Below are 15,685 nucleotides of genomic sequence, written 5' to 3'. Positions count from 1 at the left end.
GATGGACACTTCCCAGGCCGGGGCCACCGTGGCCGCGGTGGGATCGATGGCGTACGGAAGCCACTGCTGCTTCGTGTCGGCGGACGACGAGATCGTTCGGCTCGCGGTGCACAGCTATGTTCGGGACGGTTTGTCCGCCGACGATCGGGTGCTGTGTCTGCTCGGTCGGCGCGACCGGACCTGGCTGATGAGTACGCTGTCCGAAGGGCCCGCGTGGCCGGCCGAACGCGAGGCGGACGGCTCGCTCGTGGTCGTCGATGTCGGCCGAACGCCGCTGTGGGAAGGCGAGTTCTCGCCCGAGGGGATGGCCGAGACGTTCTTCGCGGCGGTGGACCAGGCACTCGCGGACGGCTTTCGGGGCCTGCGGGTCTGCGGTGACATGACATGGGGCCGGGCGGGCGGTGTCGCATACGACGACCTGCACGAGTTCGAACGGCTCGCGGGACTGGGTCTGCCCGGCCGCCGGGCGATGGGCTTTTGCCTGTACGACCCGCGCGAGTTCAGCTCCGTCCAGGTCGACGCCCAGGAACGACTGCACCCGATCGTCGCGGGCACCGGGCACGCTCGGCCGCCCAGCCTCCAGGTCACCGACACCACCCTGGGCCTGCGGCTGATCGGCGAGGCCGACGTGGCCACCCACGCCCTGTTGGAGGAGGCGCTGCGTCGGGCGGCCCTCGCGCAGTCGGGACACGACCTGGTGGTCGACCTGTCCGCGCTGGAGTTCGCCGACCTGGGCGCGATGGAATCCCTGTACCGGACCGCGGGCGCGCTGGCCCCGCACCGGCGGCTGGTGCTGCGTGCCGCCGGGCCGGCCGTACGCAAGGTGCTCGACCTGCTCGGCTGGAGCGGCGCGGGTGGCTTGATCGTGGACGGGGACCGTCCGTCCGGGGAGCGGAGTGGGGGAACGCAGTGACCGGCCCGAAGCACGATCGCGCCCGAGCCCGTACCGGTGGCGGCCCGGTGGAGGTGTTGCCGTTCGGTGCTTCGGACCTGTGCCTGGTGCGCGCGGTGGTGCGCCGGCACGCCGACGCGGTCGGCCTGGCCGACGACCGGCCCGACTGTCTGGTCCTGGCGGTGCACGAGATCGCCGCGTGCGCGGTCACCGCCGGCTCGAAGCCGGCCCTGCTGCGCTGCGTGCCGCGCACCGGGCGGGTGGTGTGTGAGATCCACGCGAGTAGTGACGAGCACAACGGCTGCCGACGGCGAACCTTCCCGCGGCTGACCGACAAACACGAGACACCCGGCCGCGGCCTGTGGATCGCCCGGGCGTTGTGCGACGAGGTCGAGGTGGCCGAGTGCGCGGAGGGCGTGGTGGTCCGGATGACGATGCACCTGGCCGCCCCGGACCCCGCGCCCCGGCTGCCGCAGGACGAACAGACCTGCGGCAACGCCGAGGCGGGGGCGGAACGCCCCTGACGGCGGCCGGCATCGCAGCGCCGGACGCCCGGGTGTGACACCGTCGGGCGGATGACGAATCAAGGGGAGATCGCCCGGGCCGTGGTCTCGGGCGCGGCGGCCACGCCCGGTCCGGAGCGTACGGCGATCTTCGAGGCGGTGCGCGCCGATCGGGACGGACCGGTGACCCGGCTGCTGCTCGAACTCACCGACGCCGAAGCGCTCCGGACGCGCGTGGCTGCCATCGAACTGCTTTGTGAACTGGCCGAGTTCGGGCAGACCTGGCCGGTCGTCGGCGAGCACGCCGAGGCGTACCTGGTGGATCGGGAGCCGAGTGTGCGGGTCGCGGCGGCGACGTTGTTCGTGGCGACGCGGGATGCCGAGACGGTGTCCGCGCGGTTGCCCGACCTGGCCGATCCGGATGTGCGACTGGCCGCCGTGACGGCCCTGCACGCGCGGGCCGGCACCTTCGACGAAACGTTCACGAGGCTGCTGGAGGACGGCGATCCGGCGGTGCGCGTGGTGGCGGCGCTGGGGATGTTGCCCGTGGAGGGCCTGCCGTGGGCGTGGCTCCAGGCGCTGAACGAGGCGATCTCGGCCGATCTGCCGGCGGCCGTGCGCCGGGGTGGGCCCGGCGCCCGCAACTGGGGTTCGGCCTGGGCGTGGCGGCTGGCCCGCCACGATTACGAGGACGAGTGCCAGGAGATCGTGCGGCGGTTGCTCGCCGACGAGGACCCGCACGTGCGCCGGGTCGGCCTGGACATGGCGTCGGCGGTGATCCGGTTGTGGCGGACCGCACCGGTCGAACTGCTGCCCGCGTTGGCCGAGGTCGCGGCCGGTACCGACCCGGAGCTGCGCGCGGAGACCCTGCGCGTGTTGCGGTTGTCGGACGAACTGTGGCGGGCGGCGGTCGACCTGTGGGCGGCGGAAGGGGGCGGGCCGGTGCCGACGGGCGAACCGGCTGCGCCGGCACCGATCGAGGCCGTGCCGGACCTGGACGCGGTCTTCGCCGCGCGCCGGCCGCCCGGCGGGCGCACCGAGGTGGACGCGTGGTTGGCGGAGCAGCCGATCGAGGCGGTGACGCATCGGCGTCGCGTGGGGCGGGCGCTGGTCGGGCTGATGGCGTGTGGTGGGTTGACGGAGCGGCAGGGTCGGCAGGCGATGGCGCTGTTCGAGCACGAAACGGTGCTCAAGTACGAGTTGGCGGGGGTCGTTTGGCGTCATCGGGGTGCCCTGGACGCCGGGATCGGCGACCGGCTCGTCGCCGAGTTGTCCGCTGTCGCCGGAGATCGGTACGTGGGGGAACACGCGCTGCCGGTGCTTGCGGACATGGGCCGGCGGGCGGTCGGCGCGTTGCCGCGGCTGACCGCGCTGATCGAGGATCGGCGTCGACTTCCGGTGAACGACAGCACGGCCGAGGCGGAGATCCGATTCGACGAAACCCGGCGAGCCCAACTGGTCGTTGTCCGTGATCGTATCGTCGCCGACATCCCGTAGGGTCCTTCCGGACGCACGCGCGTTCGGACATCCGTACGAAGTCGGATGCGGACAAGGGGAGATGGCATGCCGGTAGGCAGGGTCGCCGTGGTCGGCGGAAGCATCACGGGCTGCGCCTTCGCGTTGGCGGCGGCGCGTGGCGGGGCCGAGGTCACCGTGTACGAGCGCACCACCGGCGAACTCGCCGACCGGGGCGTGGGTATCGCGTTGCACGTGGATCGCTACGTGGAACTGGAGGCCGCCGGCTATATCGACGACAGCACCCCGTGGCGCAACGTGGTGGGGCGCAAATGGCTCCTCGATGACGGAGGTTCGCCGCGAGGACGACTGGTCTGGGACCAGTCGGCCGCGTTCCGGATGTACAACTGGGGCCAGTTGTGGCAGGGGTTGCGGCGCCGGGTGCCGGCCGAGGTCGACTATCGCGGCGGCACGCCGGTCACCCTGGGCGCGGACGGCGAGGTGGTGTTGCCGGACGGCACCCGCGAGTACTACGACGTGGTGGTCGGCGCGGACGGATACGGCTCCGCGGTGCGTGGCGCGTTGTTCCCGGCCGCCGTGCCGCAATACGCGGGTTACACGATGTGGCGCGGGAGTTGTGCGTGGGAGCACGAGCCGATCGATCACCTGATCTCGATCTGCATACCCAACGGCCAGGGCGTGATGTACCGCATACCGGGCAGCGCGGGCGATCGCATGTCGTGGGGTCTGTACAGCTCCGTGGGCGGTACCGACAACCCGCGGCCGGCGCTGCTGGAGCTGGCTCGCAAGTACTTCCCGCCGTTCTGGGCCGACCTGGTGACGGCCACGCCCGAGAGCGAGACGTTGATCCAGCCGATCAACGACCTGGTGGTGGACGCCTACACCAGTGGTCGGGCGCTGGTCGCCGGCGACGCGGCGGCGATCGCCCGCCCGCATGTGGCCAGCGGTGCGGTCAAGGGCATCCAGGACGCGGTGGCCTTCGAGACGGCGTGCCGGGAGGTGGGTCGGGACGGTTCGTGGGACGAGGTGCTGGCGCGCTACCAGGCGGAGCGCCACCCGGCGGGCGCGGACCTGGTCCGGGTGGCCCGGGCGATGGGTTACGCGATGGTCGAGAACACCCCGGACTGGGCTGCCATGACGCCGGATCACATGGTCGACTGGTGGGCGGCCCAGCACGCCGACGACGGCTTCGGCGGGCACGCGCTGGGGGCGTCGATCGGCGCTCGCTGAGCGGATGGGCCGGGGGTGGGTCAGTCCCGGTGGGCGATGTGCATGTTGATGTTGAGCACGTTGCCGTTGGGATCGCGGACGAAGAAGCGGCGTACGCCCCACGGTTCGTCGGTGATCGGGTAGACGACCTCGTAGCCCCGATCGAGTGCCCGGGCGTGGGCCGCGTCGACGTCCTCGACCTCGATCGACATCGCCGTGCGGCCGGACTGGGCGTCCCAGTCGCAGTCCTCGGTGACCACGATGAGTTGCGCGGTCGGGTTGTTCGGCGAGCGGAACAGCACGAACCCGGGCTCGTCCATGGCCGGCTCGAAGCCGAGGAAGTCCTGGTAGAAGTCGCGATTGGGGCCGAGTTCGGTGGCGGAGACGCTGGGAACGACGCGGTTGATCCTCATCGGGGCAGCGTAGGCGGGCGGACCGACATCACCCGGACAGTCGGGGGTGTCGGTCCGTCGGCGTGTCGAGCGCCCGCGGCCGGTCGCGGGCGCGTTCGGCCGGGCGGGCCCGAGGCAGTGCCTGTCCGGCCGGGTCAGGAGCCGTCCTCCAGGTTCCAGCCGATCACCCGATCCGGGTGGATGCGCAGCACCTCGTTGCTGAAGAACCCGACCGCGAACGGCGGTTCGTGGTCGCGCAACAACTCGGCCCGGCCGCGGATCTCCACCCCGCGCCCCCAACCCGGCTTGTACGCCCCCGGCTCGTCCGGCGTCATGTCGTCCACGACGAACGCCACGGCCGGATTCTGCTCGGCGTTGCGCCACTTTCGGCTCGCGCTCAGCTTGGGCCCGCCGATGTCGACGGTCCCGTCCTCGTTGAGCCGAAAGCCGACCGGCCGCACCTGCGGCTCGCCGTCCGGGCCCACCGTCGCCAGCCGCCCCAGGTCCTGCCCGAGCAGGTACGCCCGTTCGATCTCGCTGTACGTCGCCATGTCCGCCGCGCTCCGTCCTTGTTCGCCGCCCCCCCGGAGATCCCGGGGTCCCGAGGTCCTGTGTCGAACCTAGAAGTTCAAGTGGACTTGATGTCAAGACGCACGACGGGACGAACATCCTCGAACGAGGTGCCGGCGCCGCCGTCCGGTGCAAGGATCGAGGCCGCATCACGATCCTGGGGAGGGGCACCGTGACGGGCTTGGAATTGATCCTGGCCGCATTGGCTGCGGGGGCCGGGGCGGGCGTCAGCGACACCGCCGGCAACGCGATCAGGGACGCCTATACCGGGTTGAGGGGCATGCTCCTGGCCAGGTTCGGGTCCGGTGACCGGGTCCGGCAGGCGCTGGAGGCCGCCGGTGACGATCCCGACGAATTGGCCGCGCAGCTCGGCCCCGAACTGGTGGCCGCCGGCGCGGACACCGACGAGGAGGTGCTGACCGCCGCGCGTGGGCTGCTGGGTCTGCTCGACCCGGAAGGAGCGCGAGCAGGTGTGTACACGGTGACGGTGCAGACCAACTACGGCGCCGCCGGCACTTTCACCGCCCCCGTGACAATCAGCTACGGGCAGCCGCCCGTCCCCCCGCCGACGCCGGACGCGGGGTAACACCGGGCGCGTTCGGAGAGGTTCCCGGCACGGAAGTGCCGGGAACCACGGTGTTCGGCCCGGCCGGGACCTTCCACGCCCCGGTCGTGATCAACGGGCGGCATCCGGTGCCGTTTCCGCATCGGGTGGGCACACTCCCGCCCCTGGCCGACTGTTGGCTGGAACGCACGCGGCCGGCCGAGCCGACCACGCCCGGAGCCGCGTCGCCGTGCCTGGTGGTGACCGGCCTCGGCGGAGCGGGCAAGACCCAGATCGCGGCCGGACTCGCCCACAGTGCTTGGGAATCGGCCGACGTCGACCTGCTGGTGTGGATCACCGCGAACTCACGCGACGCGATCGTCACCGGATACGCCCGAGCGGGAGCCGATGTCACCGGCATCGAGGACGACGACCCCGAACAGGGCGCCGCCCGATTCCTCGACTGGCTCGCCGAGCCGCGCGGGGCCCGCTGGTTGATCGTGCTGGACGACCTCCAGGTCCCGCGCGACCTGGCTCGACTCTGGCCGCCCGGCCACCCCCTGGGTCGCACCGTGGTCACCACGCGGCGCCGGGACTCGGCGCTGCTGCGCGGCCGACGGGTGTACGACGTCGACCAGTTCACGCCCGAGGAGTCGCTCGGCTATCTGCGACGCAAGTTCGACGAGGACGAACGGCTGCTCGGCGACGCCGAGTTGTTGGCCGAGGACCTGGGTCACCTGCCGCTCGCGCTGTCCCAGGCGGCGGCGTACATCCTGGACCGGGACGTATCGTGCGCCGACTATCGCAAGCGGTTCGCCGACCGGCGGCGGCGTCTGGTGGATCTGGTCCCGGACCCCGACGTGGAGATGATGCCGGACGACTACAGCCTGACCGTCGCCACGACCTGGTCACTGTCGATCGAGGCCGCCGACCGACTGGCCCCGGTGGGTCTGGCCCGGCCGCTGCTCGAGCTGATCGGTGTGCTGGATCCGAACGCGATACCGGTGGAGGTACTGCGCTGCGACGCGGCCCGCGCGCTGTTCACGAACGGCCCCGAAACGTCGACCGCCTCGGCGGAGGACGCCGACGACGCTTTGCACAACCTGCGTCGGCTGAGCCTGGTCACGGTGGCCGACGGCCTCGTGCGAGTGCACGCGCTGGTGCAGCGTGCCGCCCGCGAAGCCCTGGACCCGCCGGCACTCGGGCGCGTCGGCAGGGCCGCAGCCGATGCCCTGCGCGCGACCTGGCCCGAGACGGAGGACGACCACCGACTCGTTCGGCTGGTGATGGCCAATGCCGAGACACTGGTGGCGCAGCACGGTCACACCCTGCTGATCGGCAAGGTCCACGCGCTGGTCGACCAGGTGTTGTATGCACGGGGACGGAACTGGTCGCCGAATCCCTTGTGGGTGGCCGAAGTCTACGATCGGCTGCACGCGGACGCGGTGCGGTTGTCGGGCGCGGAGCACGAGACCAGCCTGGACCTTCGGCAACACCACATCAGATTCCGTTGCCTGGGCGGTGACGTGCACGGGGTGGCCGAGGCGATGGCCGAGGTGCTCGCGACTCGAATTCGGTTGTTCGGGCCCGATCACCGGGAAACTCTTTCCGTTCGGCGGGACATGGCCGGGTTGACCGGATGGGTCGGCGAGGCGGAGCAGGCCGAACGCATGTACGGCGAGCTCGCCGTCGATTGTGCGCGCATTCTCGGTCCGGATGATCCCAATACCCTGAACTGCCGGCTGGAGGTCCTGCGTTGGCAGGCCGAAGCGGGTGAGGGAGCGGCTCAGGCCGTGCGTACCCTTCCCGCCTTGGTGGAGGATGCGACGAAGGCGCTCGGCCCCGACAACTCCACCGTGCTGGAGATGCGATGGGGCCTTGCCGCCTGGTACATGGAACTCGACGACTTTCCGGCTGCCGTGGAGTACCTGCGCCCACTGGTCGCCGACATGTCGCGAGTGCGGGGTGAACACCACTCGAAGACAAGTGAGATGCGGCTGAAGCTGGCGGACGCGTTGCTTGATTCGGGCGCGCCGGCCGATGCGGCGGAGCAGTACGCGAAGATCGTCGGCGCGATGGCGCCCGTCGCGCACTGGGACCGGTTCTCGACGCACGAGTACGTGAACGTCTTCTCGAAGATGCTGCTTGCCCGCTACACCGCAGGCGACCTGGCGGGGGCCCTCGCCGCCGGTTGGGAACTGCTCGAGGACGGGCTTCGGCACTGGCGTCATGCCACCGCCGATCTGTTCAACGTGGTCAATACGATCGGCAATGTCGCGACGCGATACGGCGAGGTCGCAGACGTGGACAAGGCCGTCGAGATCCTGACCCGGCTGGTCGAGACGGCCGCCCCGATCGGTGGCCCGGAGGCATCCAGCGTCCTGGTCGCCCGGCACAACCTCGCCTGGTGGCGAGGTGTGGCGGGCGACCATGCCCACGCGGTGGCCGCGTTCACCGAACTCGTGGCGATCAGATCGCGGGTATTCGATCCGACCGACCCCGAAATCGTGTCCACGCGAATCGCGTTGGCGCACTGGCAGACGCAAGCGGGTGATTCGGCGAGTGCGGCCGAAGTGTTGGACGGGTTGCTTTCGGACCTGTTGTCGTCGAGTCCGATTCCCGAGGCGGAACTCCTGGGCGCCATGCGGTCGCTGATGTTGGCCGCACTGCGGTTACAGGTGTCCGGTGAGTTCACACTTGCCTACGGCTACTTCGAGCGGCTTCCCGCCCTGTTCATCCGCTACTCCGGGCCGGACGCGCAGGAGACACTCCGCATCCGTCATCAAGCGGCCGTCTGCCGGACGCTGATCGGCGAGCGGGTGGAAGCGTTGGCGGCGGAGGAGGCGTTGCTCGCCGACCAGGTACGCGTACTGGGCCCGGTGCATTCCGACACCCTGGACACCGCGCTGATCATCGCCGCGCTGCGCGGCCTGACCGGCGATCCGGCGGGCGCCCACACCGTGCGCCTGGAATTGTTGGCCGATCTGGTGCGGGCGCGCGGCGTCGAACACGCCGACACCGTCGGCGTGCTGGACGGGCTGGAGGGGTTCGCGCGCGAGCAACGGGAGCCGGCGACCACCCTCGAACTCTGGACCGAACTCGCCGTCGAATACGCGGTTGTGTTGGGAGTGACCCACGATCGTACGCTCGCCGCCCGCCGGCAGCGGGTGTGGTGGCTCGTCGAAGCCGGTGACATCGTCCCGGCCGCCGCCGACGCGGAGGCGTTGCTGGCGGACAGCCGTGCCGTCCGTGACCCGCACCATCCGCAGACGTTGGAGGTGCTGGGCGAACTCGCCTACTGCCGCGACTACCTCGGCGACGTGGCGGGTGCTCTCGCCGCATACCGGGAGCAGTTGCGGGGTCTCCTGGAGACCTCCGGTGCGGACGCCGAGGCCACGCGGGGGGTGCTGCCCAGGCTTCGGATCGTCAGCGAACGCCCCACCACTCCCGGCGAACGGGCCGAGCGGCTGGCCGCGTTGGTCGTCGACTACGCATCCGTTCTCGGCGCCGACGCCTCGGAGGTGCTCTGGCTGCGCCTGCCCGCCGCGGACGCGTTGTTCACGTCCGGGGACCGGGAGGCGGGCGAGTCGGCGTTCGCCGAACTCCTGGCGGATTGCCTGCGGGTGCTGGGCCCGGAGCACGAACTGACCATGGGCGTACGCCACGACACGGCGCACCAACGCGGACTGGGCGGTGACCCCGAGGCGGCGGTCACCGGTCTGGCCGAACTGCTCGCCGACCGACTGCGGGTGCTCGGACCCACTCATCCGCACACCCTGCACACGCGCTGGGCCCTCGCGCACTGGCGGGGAGCCGCCGGAGACGTCGACGCCGCCGTCGCCGACCTCACCCGCCTGCTGGGGGAGTGCGAGGCCCACCTCGGTGCGGGCGACGAGCAGACCGAGGACACCCGCAGGTCACTGGCCCACTGGCGGGAGGTCGCGGGTCCACCGTCCCCGGATTAGTCGAGGCTCACGAACCCGGTCGGTGCGGAGCGCGACCGGCGCTCCCGGGTGACGTGTCGGGGGCCTCGCCCGACTCGTCCGGTGCGGGGTCGGTGCGCTGTTCGCGGACGAAGCGTTCCATGCCGGCGACGAAGCTCTCGGCTTCGGCGGCCGGCCAGGTGCCGAGGCGTTCGGTGAGGATGGCGGCCAGGCGGTCGCGCAGGAGGGCGATCACCCGTTCGCCGTCCTCGGTCAGACACAGCAGGGTGGCTCGGCCGTCGTACGGGTCGGGGCGGCGGACCAGCAGGCCGCCCTCCTCCAGGCGGGTGGCGTGTCGGCTGGTGCCGGAGCGGTCGAGCCCGATCTCGGTGCCCAGTTGCACCGCGGTGAGGTTGCCGCAGCGGGCCAGGCCGCTCAGGACGGGATAGGACCTGATGTCGAGTCCTCGGCCGATCCCGGCGACCAGTTCCGCGTACAGGCCGTGCCGGGTGCGTCGTTGCAGCAGCTCACCGAGTGCGATTTCCAGGCGTTGCCCGTAGTCCTCGTCCATGGTCCACATCATAGCGTGCGAGCCGCACGCAATTGGGGTAGCGTTATGTGCGTGCGAGGCGCACGCTTATGGCCATAGGCGAAGCGTGTGCTTGATGCACATATCCCTGAGGAGGTTGGTCGGCATGACGCAGCAGGTGCGGGCCGAGCGGACGATGTCCTTGGCGAGCGATACACGCAGACTCGTCGTCGTCCTGCTGTTCGGCGCGGTGCTTCCGCTGGTGGACACGACCATCGTCAACGTGGCGCTGGACGACATCGCCCGCGAGTTCGCCGTCCCGGTGACCACGATCCAGTGGGTGGTCACCGGGTACGCGATCGCGGCGGCGATCGCCATTCCCGCCACCCGCTGGGCGGTTGCCCGGTTCGGCGACGCGCAGGTGTGGATCGCCGCGCTCGTGGTGTTCCTGGTCGGCTCCGTATTGTGCGGGCTGGCCTGGAGCGCGCCGAGCCTGGTCGCCTTCCGCGTCGTCCAGGGCATCGGTGGCGGGATGTCCATGCCCGTGCTGCAAACCCTGCTGGTGCGCTCGGCGGGGCAGGGACAGGCGCGTCGGGCGATGGCGGCCATCGGGGTGCCCGCCGTCGTCGCGCCGGTGCTGGGACCGCTGCTGGGCGGCCTGGTGCTCGATCACGCGAACTGGCGTTGGATCTTCTTCGTCAACGTGCCCTTGTGTCTGGTCGCCCTCGTGCTCGCCTGGCGTGGGATCCCGCGTCGGGCCGCCGAACGCGGGTTGCCGTTCGACCCGTTCGGTCTGCTGTTGTTGTCCGGCGCGTTGGCCGTGCTCGTCTACGGTCTGTCGCAGGTCGGACGACCGGGCGTGGCCGCGTGGGTGGCGATCCCCGCCGGCGTGGTGCTCGCGATGGTGTTCACCGTCCGTGCGCGGTACGGATCCCACGACGAGGTCGTGGACGTGCGGCTGTTCGCCGAGCCGACGTTCGCCGCGACGGGAGCGTCGCTGCTGTTGGCCGGCGCGTATTTCTACGGCGGCCTGGTGCTGTTGCCGCTGTACTGCCTGCGCGTGTTGCACCTGTCCGTGCTCGGCGCGGGGTTGATGCTCGCGGTGCAAGGGGCGGGGGCTCTGGTGGGCAGATCGGCGCTCGATCGCCTGGCCCCGGAGGCGGCGGCCGGGTCGGTGGTACTGGTCGGCCTCGGCGGCGCGATCGTCGGCACGCTCCCGTTCACCCCGGCCGGAGCGCACGACCACAAGCTGCTGGTGGCCGCCCTCCTGGTCCGGGGCGCCGGCATCGGGGTGGCCACCGTGGCGCTCCTCGGCGCCGTCTATCACAAACTGGATCGCGCCCAGATCCCGAACGCGAGCAGCCTCAGCCGGATCCTGCTCCAAGTCGGCGGCGCCCTGGGCGTCGCGGTGGCCACCGCCGTCCTGGCCGCCCAGGGCTCCCGGTCGGCACCGGACGCGGCCTTCGCCGAACCGTTCCGGTGGCTCGTCGGCGCGACCCTGATCGCCTTGATCCCTGCCTTGTTCCTGCCTCGGAAGGAAACCGACGGTGGCTGACCTCGACACGGAACCGGGCACGACCACGCCACCCGGCGCGGACCGACCGCGAGGAGGAGGGGCCGACCCGGTCGGCGGCGGGCCACACCGGCCAATCGGCCGCCGCCGCCGCGTTGGTGAGCAGGAGTTCCTCCGGATGGGACATCCGGTGATCGGGTGCGTCGGCCGATCTCACTCGGGGTCGAGGGAGCCTTCCCACAGGTGGCGTTCGGGGCCGCGGGGGTCGAGGACGATCTCGTTCGACGGCTCGTTGTCTCGGTGGAAGGTGAGTACCGGGCGCTGGGTGGTGTCGTACGCGGGCCAGTCGGTGAGGGAGCCGGTGCGGATGAACTCCGCCCAGCGGCGGTGCATTTCGTCGGCCAGGCTCGAGGGTGCGTCGACCACGAGGGCGTCCACGCCGGAGGCATCGAGGGAGTGCCAGGCGAAGGGGATCTCGGAGATGTGGCAGGCGCCGAGGAGCGGGCCGTTCTCGTCGCGGATCTTCGGCGTGCGCCAGCCGAACTCGTATACGTGGGTGGTGGCGGGGGCCTGGGCCCGGGCCTCGGCGATCCGGTAGGTGGGAATCCGGAAGAGTCGATCGGTCATCACCGCGGCGAAGACGGCGGGGGCGGTGTCGCGGGGGTAGGGGATCGGAGCGCCGGTCGCGTACCGGTCGTACATGGCGGCGCTGTCCGGCACGCCGTAGTCGGTGAGCCGCTTCTGCCAGTCCTCGGGCGGCACGCTCGTTGCGGTGAGCGGGACGAAGTGGCGGTTCTCCTCGACATTGCTGCCGATCAGCAGCGGGATGTCCGCGCCCGCCCCGGCGGCGATGGCGTCGATGGGGCGGCGGTGCAACAGCGTGCCGTCGATCACCGGTACCAGCGACATGCCGCAGGTCTGGATGGTGCTGTGGCCGTACTTCGCCGCATCCGCGTTCGCCACGATGTCGTTGTGCACCCGGGTCTGCGCGCCGACGATGCGGGTGGGCGACACGCGGGACAGTCCGGCGAAGGAGGCTTCCACCCGCAGGTCCGCCGCGATCGCGTCGACGACGAGGGCGGCGTCCTCACGGGTCTGGGCCACGTGCGCGTTGCCGCTCTGCACGACGGCCCGGTGGAACAAATCGCGGCGGCCGGTCGAGAGCAGGGCCAGGATGCTCATCGCGCCGGCCGACTCGCCCGCCACCGTGACGTCGTCCGGGTCACCGCCGAACCCGGCGATGTTGTCCCGCACCCACTCCAGCGCGAAGATCTGGTCGAGCAACCCGCGATTGGCCGGGGCGGGCGCGTCGGCGATGTAGCCGAACCCCTCGACGCCGAGGCGGTAGTTGATGGATACGCACACGACGCCCTGCGCGGCGAACGTCGCGCCGTCGTAGGCGGTTCCGGCCGAGGCACCGCGCACGAAGGCGCCGCCGTGGATCCAGACCAGGACCGGTCGGCGGACGGCCGGGGCGTGCGCCTGGGTCCATACGTTGAGGTTGAGCCAGCCGTCTCCGGGGATCGGGTCCTTGCCGCCGAGCATTTCGTCGAGCGGGCTGTCGTTCGGCCCGGGGGCGGTCGGACCGAAGTCGTGGGCCGGCAGCGGGTCGCGCCAGACCTCGGGGGCGACCGGCGCGGCGAAGCGGTTGACCCCGGTGGGCGGCGCGGCGTACGGGATGCCCAGGAAGCGGGCCGTGCCGTCGTCGGCGAGCAGGCCGGAGACCGGGCCGTAGGTGGTCGGCACTTCGAGGGTGTCGTCGTTCGGCACGCGTCGTCTCCCTGGGTGTCGGTTCCTGCACGCAGTGGCAGCGTCTCACCGAACGCACGCGGGTCGTCACCGGAATGCCCGAACTGCACGGCGGTCAGGGCGCCGTCTGCGGACCTTGGCCGAATGACTACGTGTGATGTGTCCGAATCGCTACCGTGTGTACAGGCGAATTCGCCACATTGCGATCCCTGCATGCGCGAACACCGGGGCCGGCGCGTGGGGATGGACCAACCGGAGATGCCATGCCCACACGACCGCTCGGAGCCAACTCCAAGCTGGTGACCGCACGACGCACCCTCGGCCTGCACTCCCAGGCCGGCTTCGCCGACGCGTTCGAGGAACACGCCCTCGCGATGGGCATGCGGCTGGCGGTGAGCGTGCGTCAGGTCCGGCGGTGGGAGAGCGCGGATCCGCCGTTTCCGACGCCGGACTATCAACGGGTGCTGGAGGACTTCTTCGGGAGGCCGCTGAGTGCGCTCGGATTTTCCGCCACCGATGCGGCGTGCGAAGAGCCGATGGGTCGAGCCTGGCGCACCTTCATTACGGACGGGCCTGAACGCCTCCATCGGTTGATGCGGTTGGAGGCCGGGACGGCGACCGTCCGCTGCTATCAGACGATGTTCATTCCGGGGCAACTCCAAACTGCGGACTACGCCCTCGCGATCATCCTCATGCACGATCCCGCCCTGTCCATGGCGGAGGCCCGCGAGAGACAACAACTGCGGATGGAGAGGGCGCAACGACTCTTTCGTGGCGGTCGACCCGCCTGGTTCATCATTGCCGAGAGTGCTCTGTACCAGCCGGTGGGAAGTCCGGAGATCCTGGCCGGTCAACTCGACCACCTTATGCAGGTTGTTTCGGAACATCCGCACGTCAGGGTGCAAGTCCTTCCGTCCGGGGCGCAATTCACGGCATCCACACCGTGCTTGATCCTGGAGCCGCAGCGAGGTCGATACGCCGCCTGGTTGGAACAATTCGCCGGTTCACTTCTGATCGACAGGCCCGATGACGTCGAGCACTTCGGAGCAACGTTCGATCGCCTGCATACGTCCGCGCTGTCCCAGATGGCTTCCCACAGCGCCATCGCGGGCTGGCAACAGGAGCTTTGCGGATCGATCGAGTTCAGCGCGAACCTCGTAGGATCAAGTCCGGCTACACCGGAAATGACGATTGCGTCGAAGTTGCGGTCATCGGCGCTGCCCTGGGCATCCGGGACAGCAAAGTACCCCGATCCCCAGTGATACCCGTGGCTCACTCGGCCTGGGCATCTCTCATCGCCCAACTTCGTCAACCCTGAGCCCAGTTGGGAATCTCCACGTCGGTTGCCGTCGAAGGCGTGCCGGGGCCGACTCCGGAAGCCGGCCTCGGTACGCCCTACTGCTTCGCGTCGTAGCGTGCCTTGTCTGCCTCGTAGCGCAATCGGTCGTCTTCGGCCTGCCGCACGTAGGGCTCCTGGGCCTTTGCGGACAGGTTCGACCACTCGGTGCCGAGGATTCTTCCGATGGTGGTGAACGAGGCGTCCGGGTTCGCACGCTTGACGCGTTCGCGGTTGTCCCGGGAGTAGAACATGTAGGGGGTCCAGGCGCGCTTGGGAGAACCGGGGGACTTCGGTGGCGTGGGTTCGTGGTGCACTGCGGAGTACGCGGCTGCGAGGCTTTCGTGGCAGTTGTGGCGAATGCGGCGGTGGGGAGCTGCTTCGGCCGGGTCGTGCGGGGTGATGCGGTACACGACGGGCGCCAGGTCAGCGGCCGGGGTGGCTCGAAGGTGCCCTGGGGGTCGGTCGTGGGTGGGCGAGGGGGAAAGTCACCGGCGCAGCGTAGCGGCATGATTCACGCGGCGACCAGGTCTGTGGGCCGCTGGGCCGGATGGGGACGGCATGTCCCCGATCGAGTGGTAACAACCGGGAAGGATGGCGGGTTCGGGTTCGGGGTCAGCAGCATGGCGGCGTCGCGGCGGATTGGCCGTCGCCGTTTCGATCGTGGAGAAGCCCATGCGTACGCGTACCTTGGCGCTCGGCGCCGCCCTGTCGTTGACCGCCCTGTTGCTGCCGGTGACGAGTGCGAGTGCGGCGCCGGCCGCGCCGCCGTCGTGCAACGACGGTTCGGTGTGTTTCTGGACCGGGGAGGGCTTCCACGGCAACACGTGGGAGTGGACCGCGCGTAGCGGCTATCGCGATATGCCGCCGGCCTTCCACGACCATGTCGGCTCGGCCGTCGCGAGCACCAGGGCGTGTTTCGTCGACTGGAGCCCGGTGGAGAAGCGCGACGTGTTCAACGGCGACTGGCGCTCGAAGTACCTCGGTGACTTCGGCGGGCGGATCGACGGTGTCGGGCCGGGTGCCTGCTGAGGACTCCGTGTCGGCGC

General features: G+C 70.5%; 15 protein-coding genes. 10 read left to right on the top strand and 5 right to left on the bottom strand.

Translation table 11 applies throughout. The features are described from left to right. The first annotated feature begins 1 nt into the window (after nucleotide 1). From ACFXMF_RS28900 to ACFXMF_RS28885, 4 genes are all read left to right on the top strand, one after another. A complete protein-coding gene (locus ACFXMF_RS28900) occupies nucleotides 2-913 on the top strand; it encodes an MEDS domain-containing protein (RefSeq protein WP_360319657.1) in 912 nt (303 codons plus the stop codon). Further along, complete coding sequence (locus ACFXMF_RS28895; protein ID WP_360319659.1) at nucleotides 910-1,416, top strand: ATP-binding protein; 507 nt, start codon at nucleotides 910-912, stop codon at nucleotides 1,414-1,416. Before ACFXMF_RS28900 ends, ACFXMF_RS28895 begins: the two co-directional genes overlap by 4 nt. 51 nt (nucleotides 1,417-1,467) lie before the next feature. Further along, the gene (locus ACFXMF_RS28890) at nucleotides 1,468-2,892 is read left to right on the top strand and encodes a hypothetical protein (RefSeq protein WP_379988713.1); all 1,425 of its coding nucleotides are present in this window, start codon (nucleotides 1,468-1,470) and stop codon (nucleotides 2,890-2,892) included. 66 nt (nucleotides 2,893-2,958) lie between these two features. Beyond that, the gene (locus ACFXMF_RS28885) at nucleotides 2,959-4,101 is read left to right on the top strand and encodes an FAD-dependent monooxygenase (protein WP_360319663.1); all 1,143 of its coding nucleotides are present in this window, start codon (nucleotides 2,959-2,961) and stop codon (nucleotides 4,099-4,101) included. A 20-nt stretch (nucleotides 4,102-4,121) separates the two neighbouring features. Here the strand turns inward: ACFXMF_RS28885 and ACFXMF_RS28880 are convergent, their stop codons facing one another. Both ACFXMF_RS28880 and ACFXMF_RS28875 read right to left on the bottom strand, forming a co-directional pair. Next, nucleotides 4,122-4,493, bottom strand: coding sequence for a VOC family protein (locus tag ACFXMF_RS28880; RefSeq protein WP_360319665.1), 372 nt, complete (start codon nucleotides 4,491-4,493; stop codon nucleotides 4,122-4,124). Between the two features lie 134 nt (nucleotides 4,494-4,627). Continuing rightward, nucleotides 4,628-5,023, bottom strand: coding sequence for a PPOX class F420-dependent oxidoreductase (locus ACFXMF_RS28875; protein ID WP_360319667.1), 396 nt, complete (start codon nucleotides 5,021-5,023; stop codon nucleotides 4,628-4,630). A 191-nt stretch (nucleotides 5,024-5,214) separates the two neighbouring features. Here ACFXMF_RS28875 and ACFXMF_RS28870 point away from each other — a divergent pair, with 191 nt between their 5' ends. Next, nucleotides 5,215-5,628, top strand: coding sequence for a hypothetical protein (locus ACFXMF_RS28870; RefSeq protein WP_379988712.1), 414 nt, complete (start codon nucleotides 5,215-5,217; stop codon nucleotides 5,626-5,628). A gap of 35 nt (nucleotides 5,629-5,663) precedes the next feature. Next, nucleotides 5,664-9,551 (top strand): hypothetical protein, encoded by a 3,888-nt coding sequence (locus ACFXMF_RS28865; RefSeq protein ID WP_379988710.1) that lies wholly within the window; start codon nucleotides 5,664-5,666, stop codon nucleotides 9,549-9,551. Between the two features lie 7 nt (nucleotides 9,552-9,558). On the opposite strand, the gene ACFXMF_RS28860 is transcribed toward ACFXMF_RS28865, so the two are convergent. Next, on the bottom strand, nucleotides 9,559-10,080 hold the full coding sequence (locus ACFXMF_RS28860; RefSeq protein WP_360319673.1) for a MarR family winged helix-turn-helix transcriptional regulator: 522 nt from the start codon (nucleotides 10,078-10,080) through the stop codon (nucleotides 9,559-9,561). Between the two features lie 124 nt (nucleotides 10,081-10,204). Here ACFXMF_RS28860 and ACFXMF_RS28855 point away from each other — a divergent pair, with 124 nt between their 5' ends. Further along, on the top strand, nucleotides 10,205-11,593 hold the full coding sequence (locus ACFXMF_RS28855) for a DHA2 family efflux MFS transporter permease subunit (RefSeq protein WP_379988708.1): 1,389 nt from the start codon (nucleotides 10,205-10,207) through the stop codon (nucleotides 11,591-11,593). A 171-nt stretch (nucleotides 11,594-11,764) separates the two neighbouring features. Here ACFXMF_RS28855 and ACFXMF_RS28850 read toward each other — a convergent pair whose 3' ends face one another. Then, nucleotides 11,765-13,321 (bottom strand): carboxylesterase/lipase family protein, encoded by a 1,557-nt coding sequence (locus ACFXMF_RS28850; RefSeq protein WP_379988707.1) that lies wholly within the window; start codon nucleotides 13,319-13,321, stop codon nucleotides 11,765-11,767. A gap of 242 nt (nucleotides 13,322-13,563) precedes the next feature. Between ACFXMF_RS28850 and ACFXMF_RS28845 the strand changes: the two genes are divergently transcribed. Next, a complete protein-coding gene (locus tag ACFXMF_RS28845; RefSeq protein ID WP_379988705.1) occupies nucleotides 13,564-14,562 on the top strand; it encodes a DUF5753 domain-containing protein in 999 nt (332 codons plus the stop codon). Beyond that, nucleotides 14,523-14,618, top strand: coding sequence for a DUF397 domain-containing protein (locus ACFXMF_RS28840; protein ID WP_379988719.1), 96 nt, complete (start codon nucleotides 14,523-14,525; stop codon nucleotides 14,616-14,618). The genes ACFXMF_RS28845 and ACFXMF_RS28840 overlap by 40 nt, the downstream gene beginning before the upstream one ends. A 77-nt stretch (nucleotides 14,619-14,695) precedes the next feature. Here the strand turns inward: ACFXMF_RS28840 and ACFXMF_RS28835 are convergent, their stop codons facing one another. After that, nucleotides 14,696-14,953 (bottom strand): hypothetical protein, encoded by a 258-nt coding sequence (locus tag ACFXMF_RS28835; RefSeq protein WP_379988717.1) that lies wholly within the window; start codon nucleotides 14,951-14,953, stop codon nucleotides 14,696-14,698. Nucleotides 14,954-15,311: 358 nt separating this feature from the next. On the opposite strand from ACFXMF_RS28835, the gene ACFXMF_RS28830 reads away from it, so the two are divergent. Continuing rightward, nucleotides 15,312-15,668, top strand: a complete 357-nt coding sequence (locus tag ACFXMF_RS28830) for a peptidase inhibitor family I36 protein (protein ID WP_360319683.1) — start codon at nucleotides 15,312-15,314, stop codon at nucleotides 15,666-15,668. The last annotated feature ends 17 nt before the right edge of the window (nucleotides 15,669-15,685 follow it).

Source organism: Embleya sp. NPDC059213 (assembly GCF_042754445.1).
GTDB lineage: Bacteria > Actinomycetota > Actinomycetes > Streptomycetales > Streptomycetaceae > Embleya.
Note: the sequence above shows the minus strand (reverse complement) of the source record. Positions and strands in the feature narration are given on the sequence as shown.

Bases quoted from the DNA above. Each gene is read 5' to 3' on its own strand.
- ACFXMF_RS28900 (WP_360319657.1), top strand. From the start codon at position 2: ATGGACACTTCCCAGGCCGGGGCCACCGTGGCCGCGGTGGGATCGATG.
- ACFXMF_RS28890 (WP_379988713.1), top strand. From the start codon at position 1,468: ATGACGAATCAAGGGGAGATCGCCCGGGCCGTGGTCTCGGGCGCGGCG.
- ACFXMF_RS28885 (WP_360319663.1), top strand. From the start codon at position 2,959: ATGCCGGTAGGCAGGGTCGCCGTGGTCGGCGGAAGCATCACGGGCTGC.
- ACFXMF_RS28880 (WP_360319665.1), bottom strand. From the start codon at position 4,493: ATGAGGATCAACCGCGTCGTTCCCAGCGTCTCCGCCACCGAACTCGGC.
- ACFXMF_RS28875 (WP_360319667.1), bottom strand. From the start codon at position 5,023: ATGGCGACGTACAGCGAGATCGAACGGGCGTACCTGCTCGGGCAGGAC.
- ACFXMF_RS28860 (WP_360319673.1), bottom strand. From the start codon at position 10,080: ATGGACGAGGACTACGGGCAACGCCTGGAAATCGCACTCGGTGAGCTG.
- ACFXMF_RS28855 (WP_379988708.1), top strand. From the start codon at position 10,205: ATGACGCAGCAGGTGCGGGCCGAGCGGACGATGTCCTTGGCGAGCGAT.
- ACFXMF_RS28845 (WP_379988705.1), top strand. From the start codon at position 13,564: ATGCCCACACGACCGCTCGGAGCCAACTCCAAGCTGGTGACCGCACGA.
- ACFXMF_RS28830 (WP_360319683.1), top strand. From the start codon at position 15,312: ATGCGTACGCGTACCTTGGCGCTCGGCGCCGCCCTGTCGTTGACCGCC.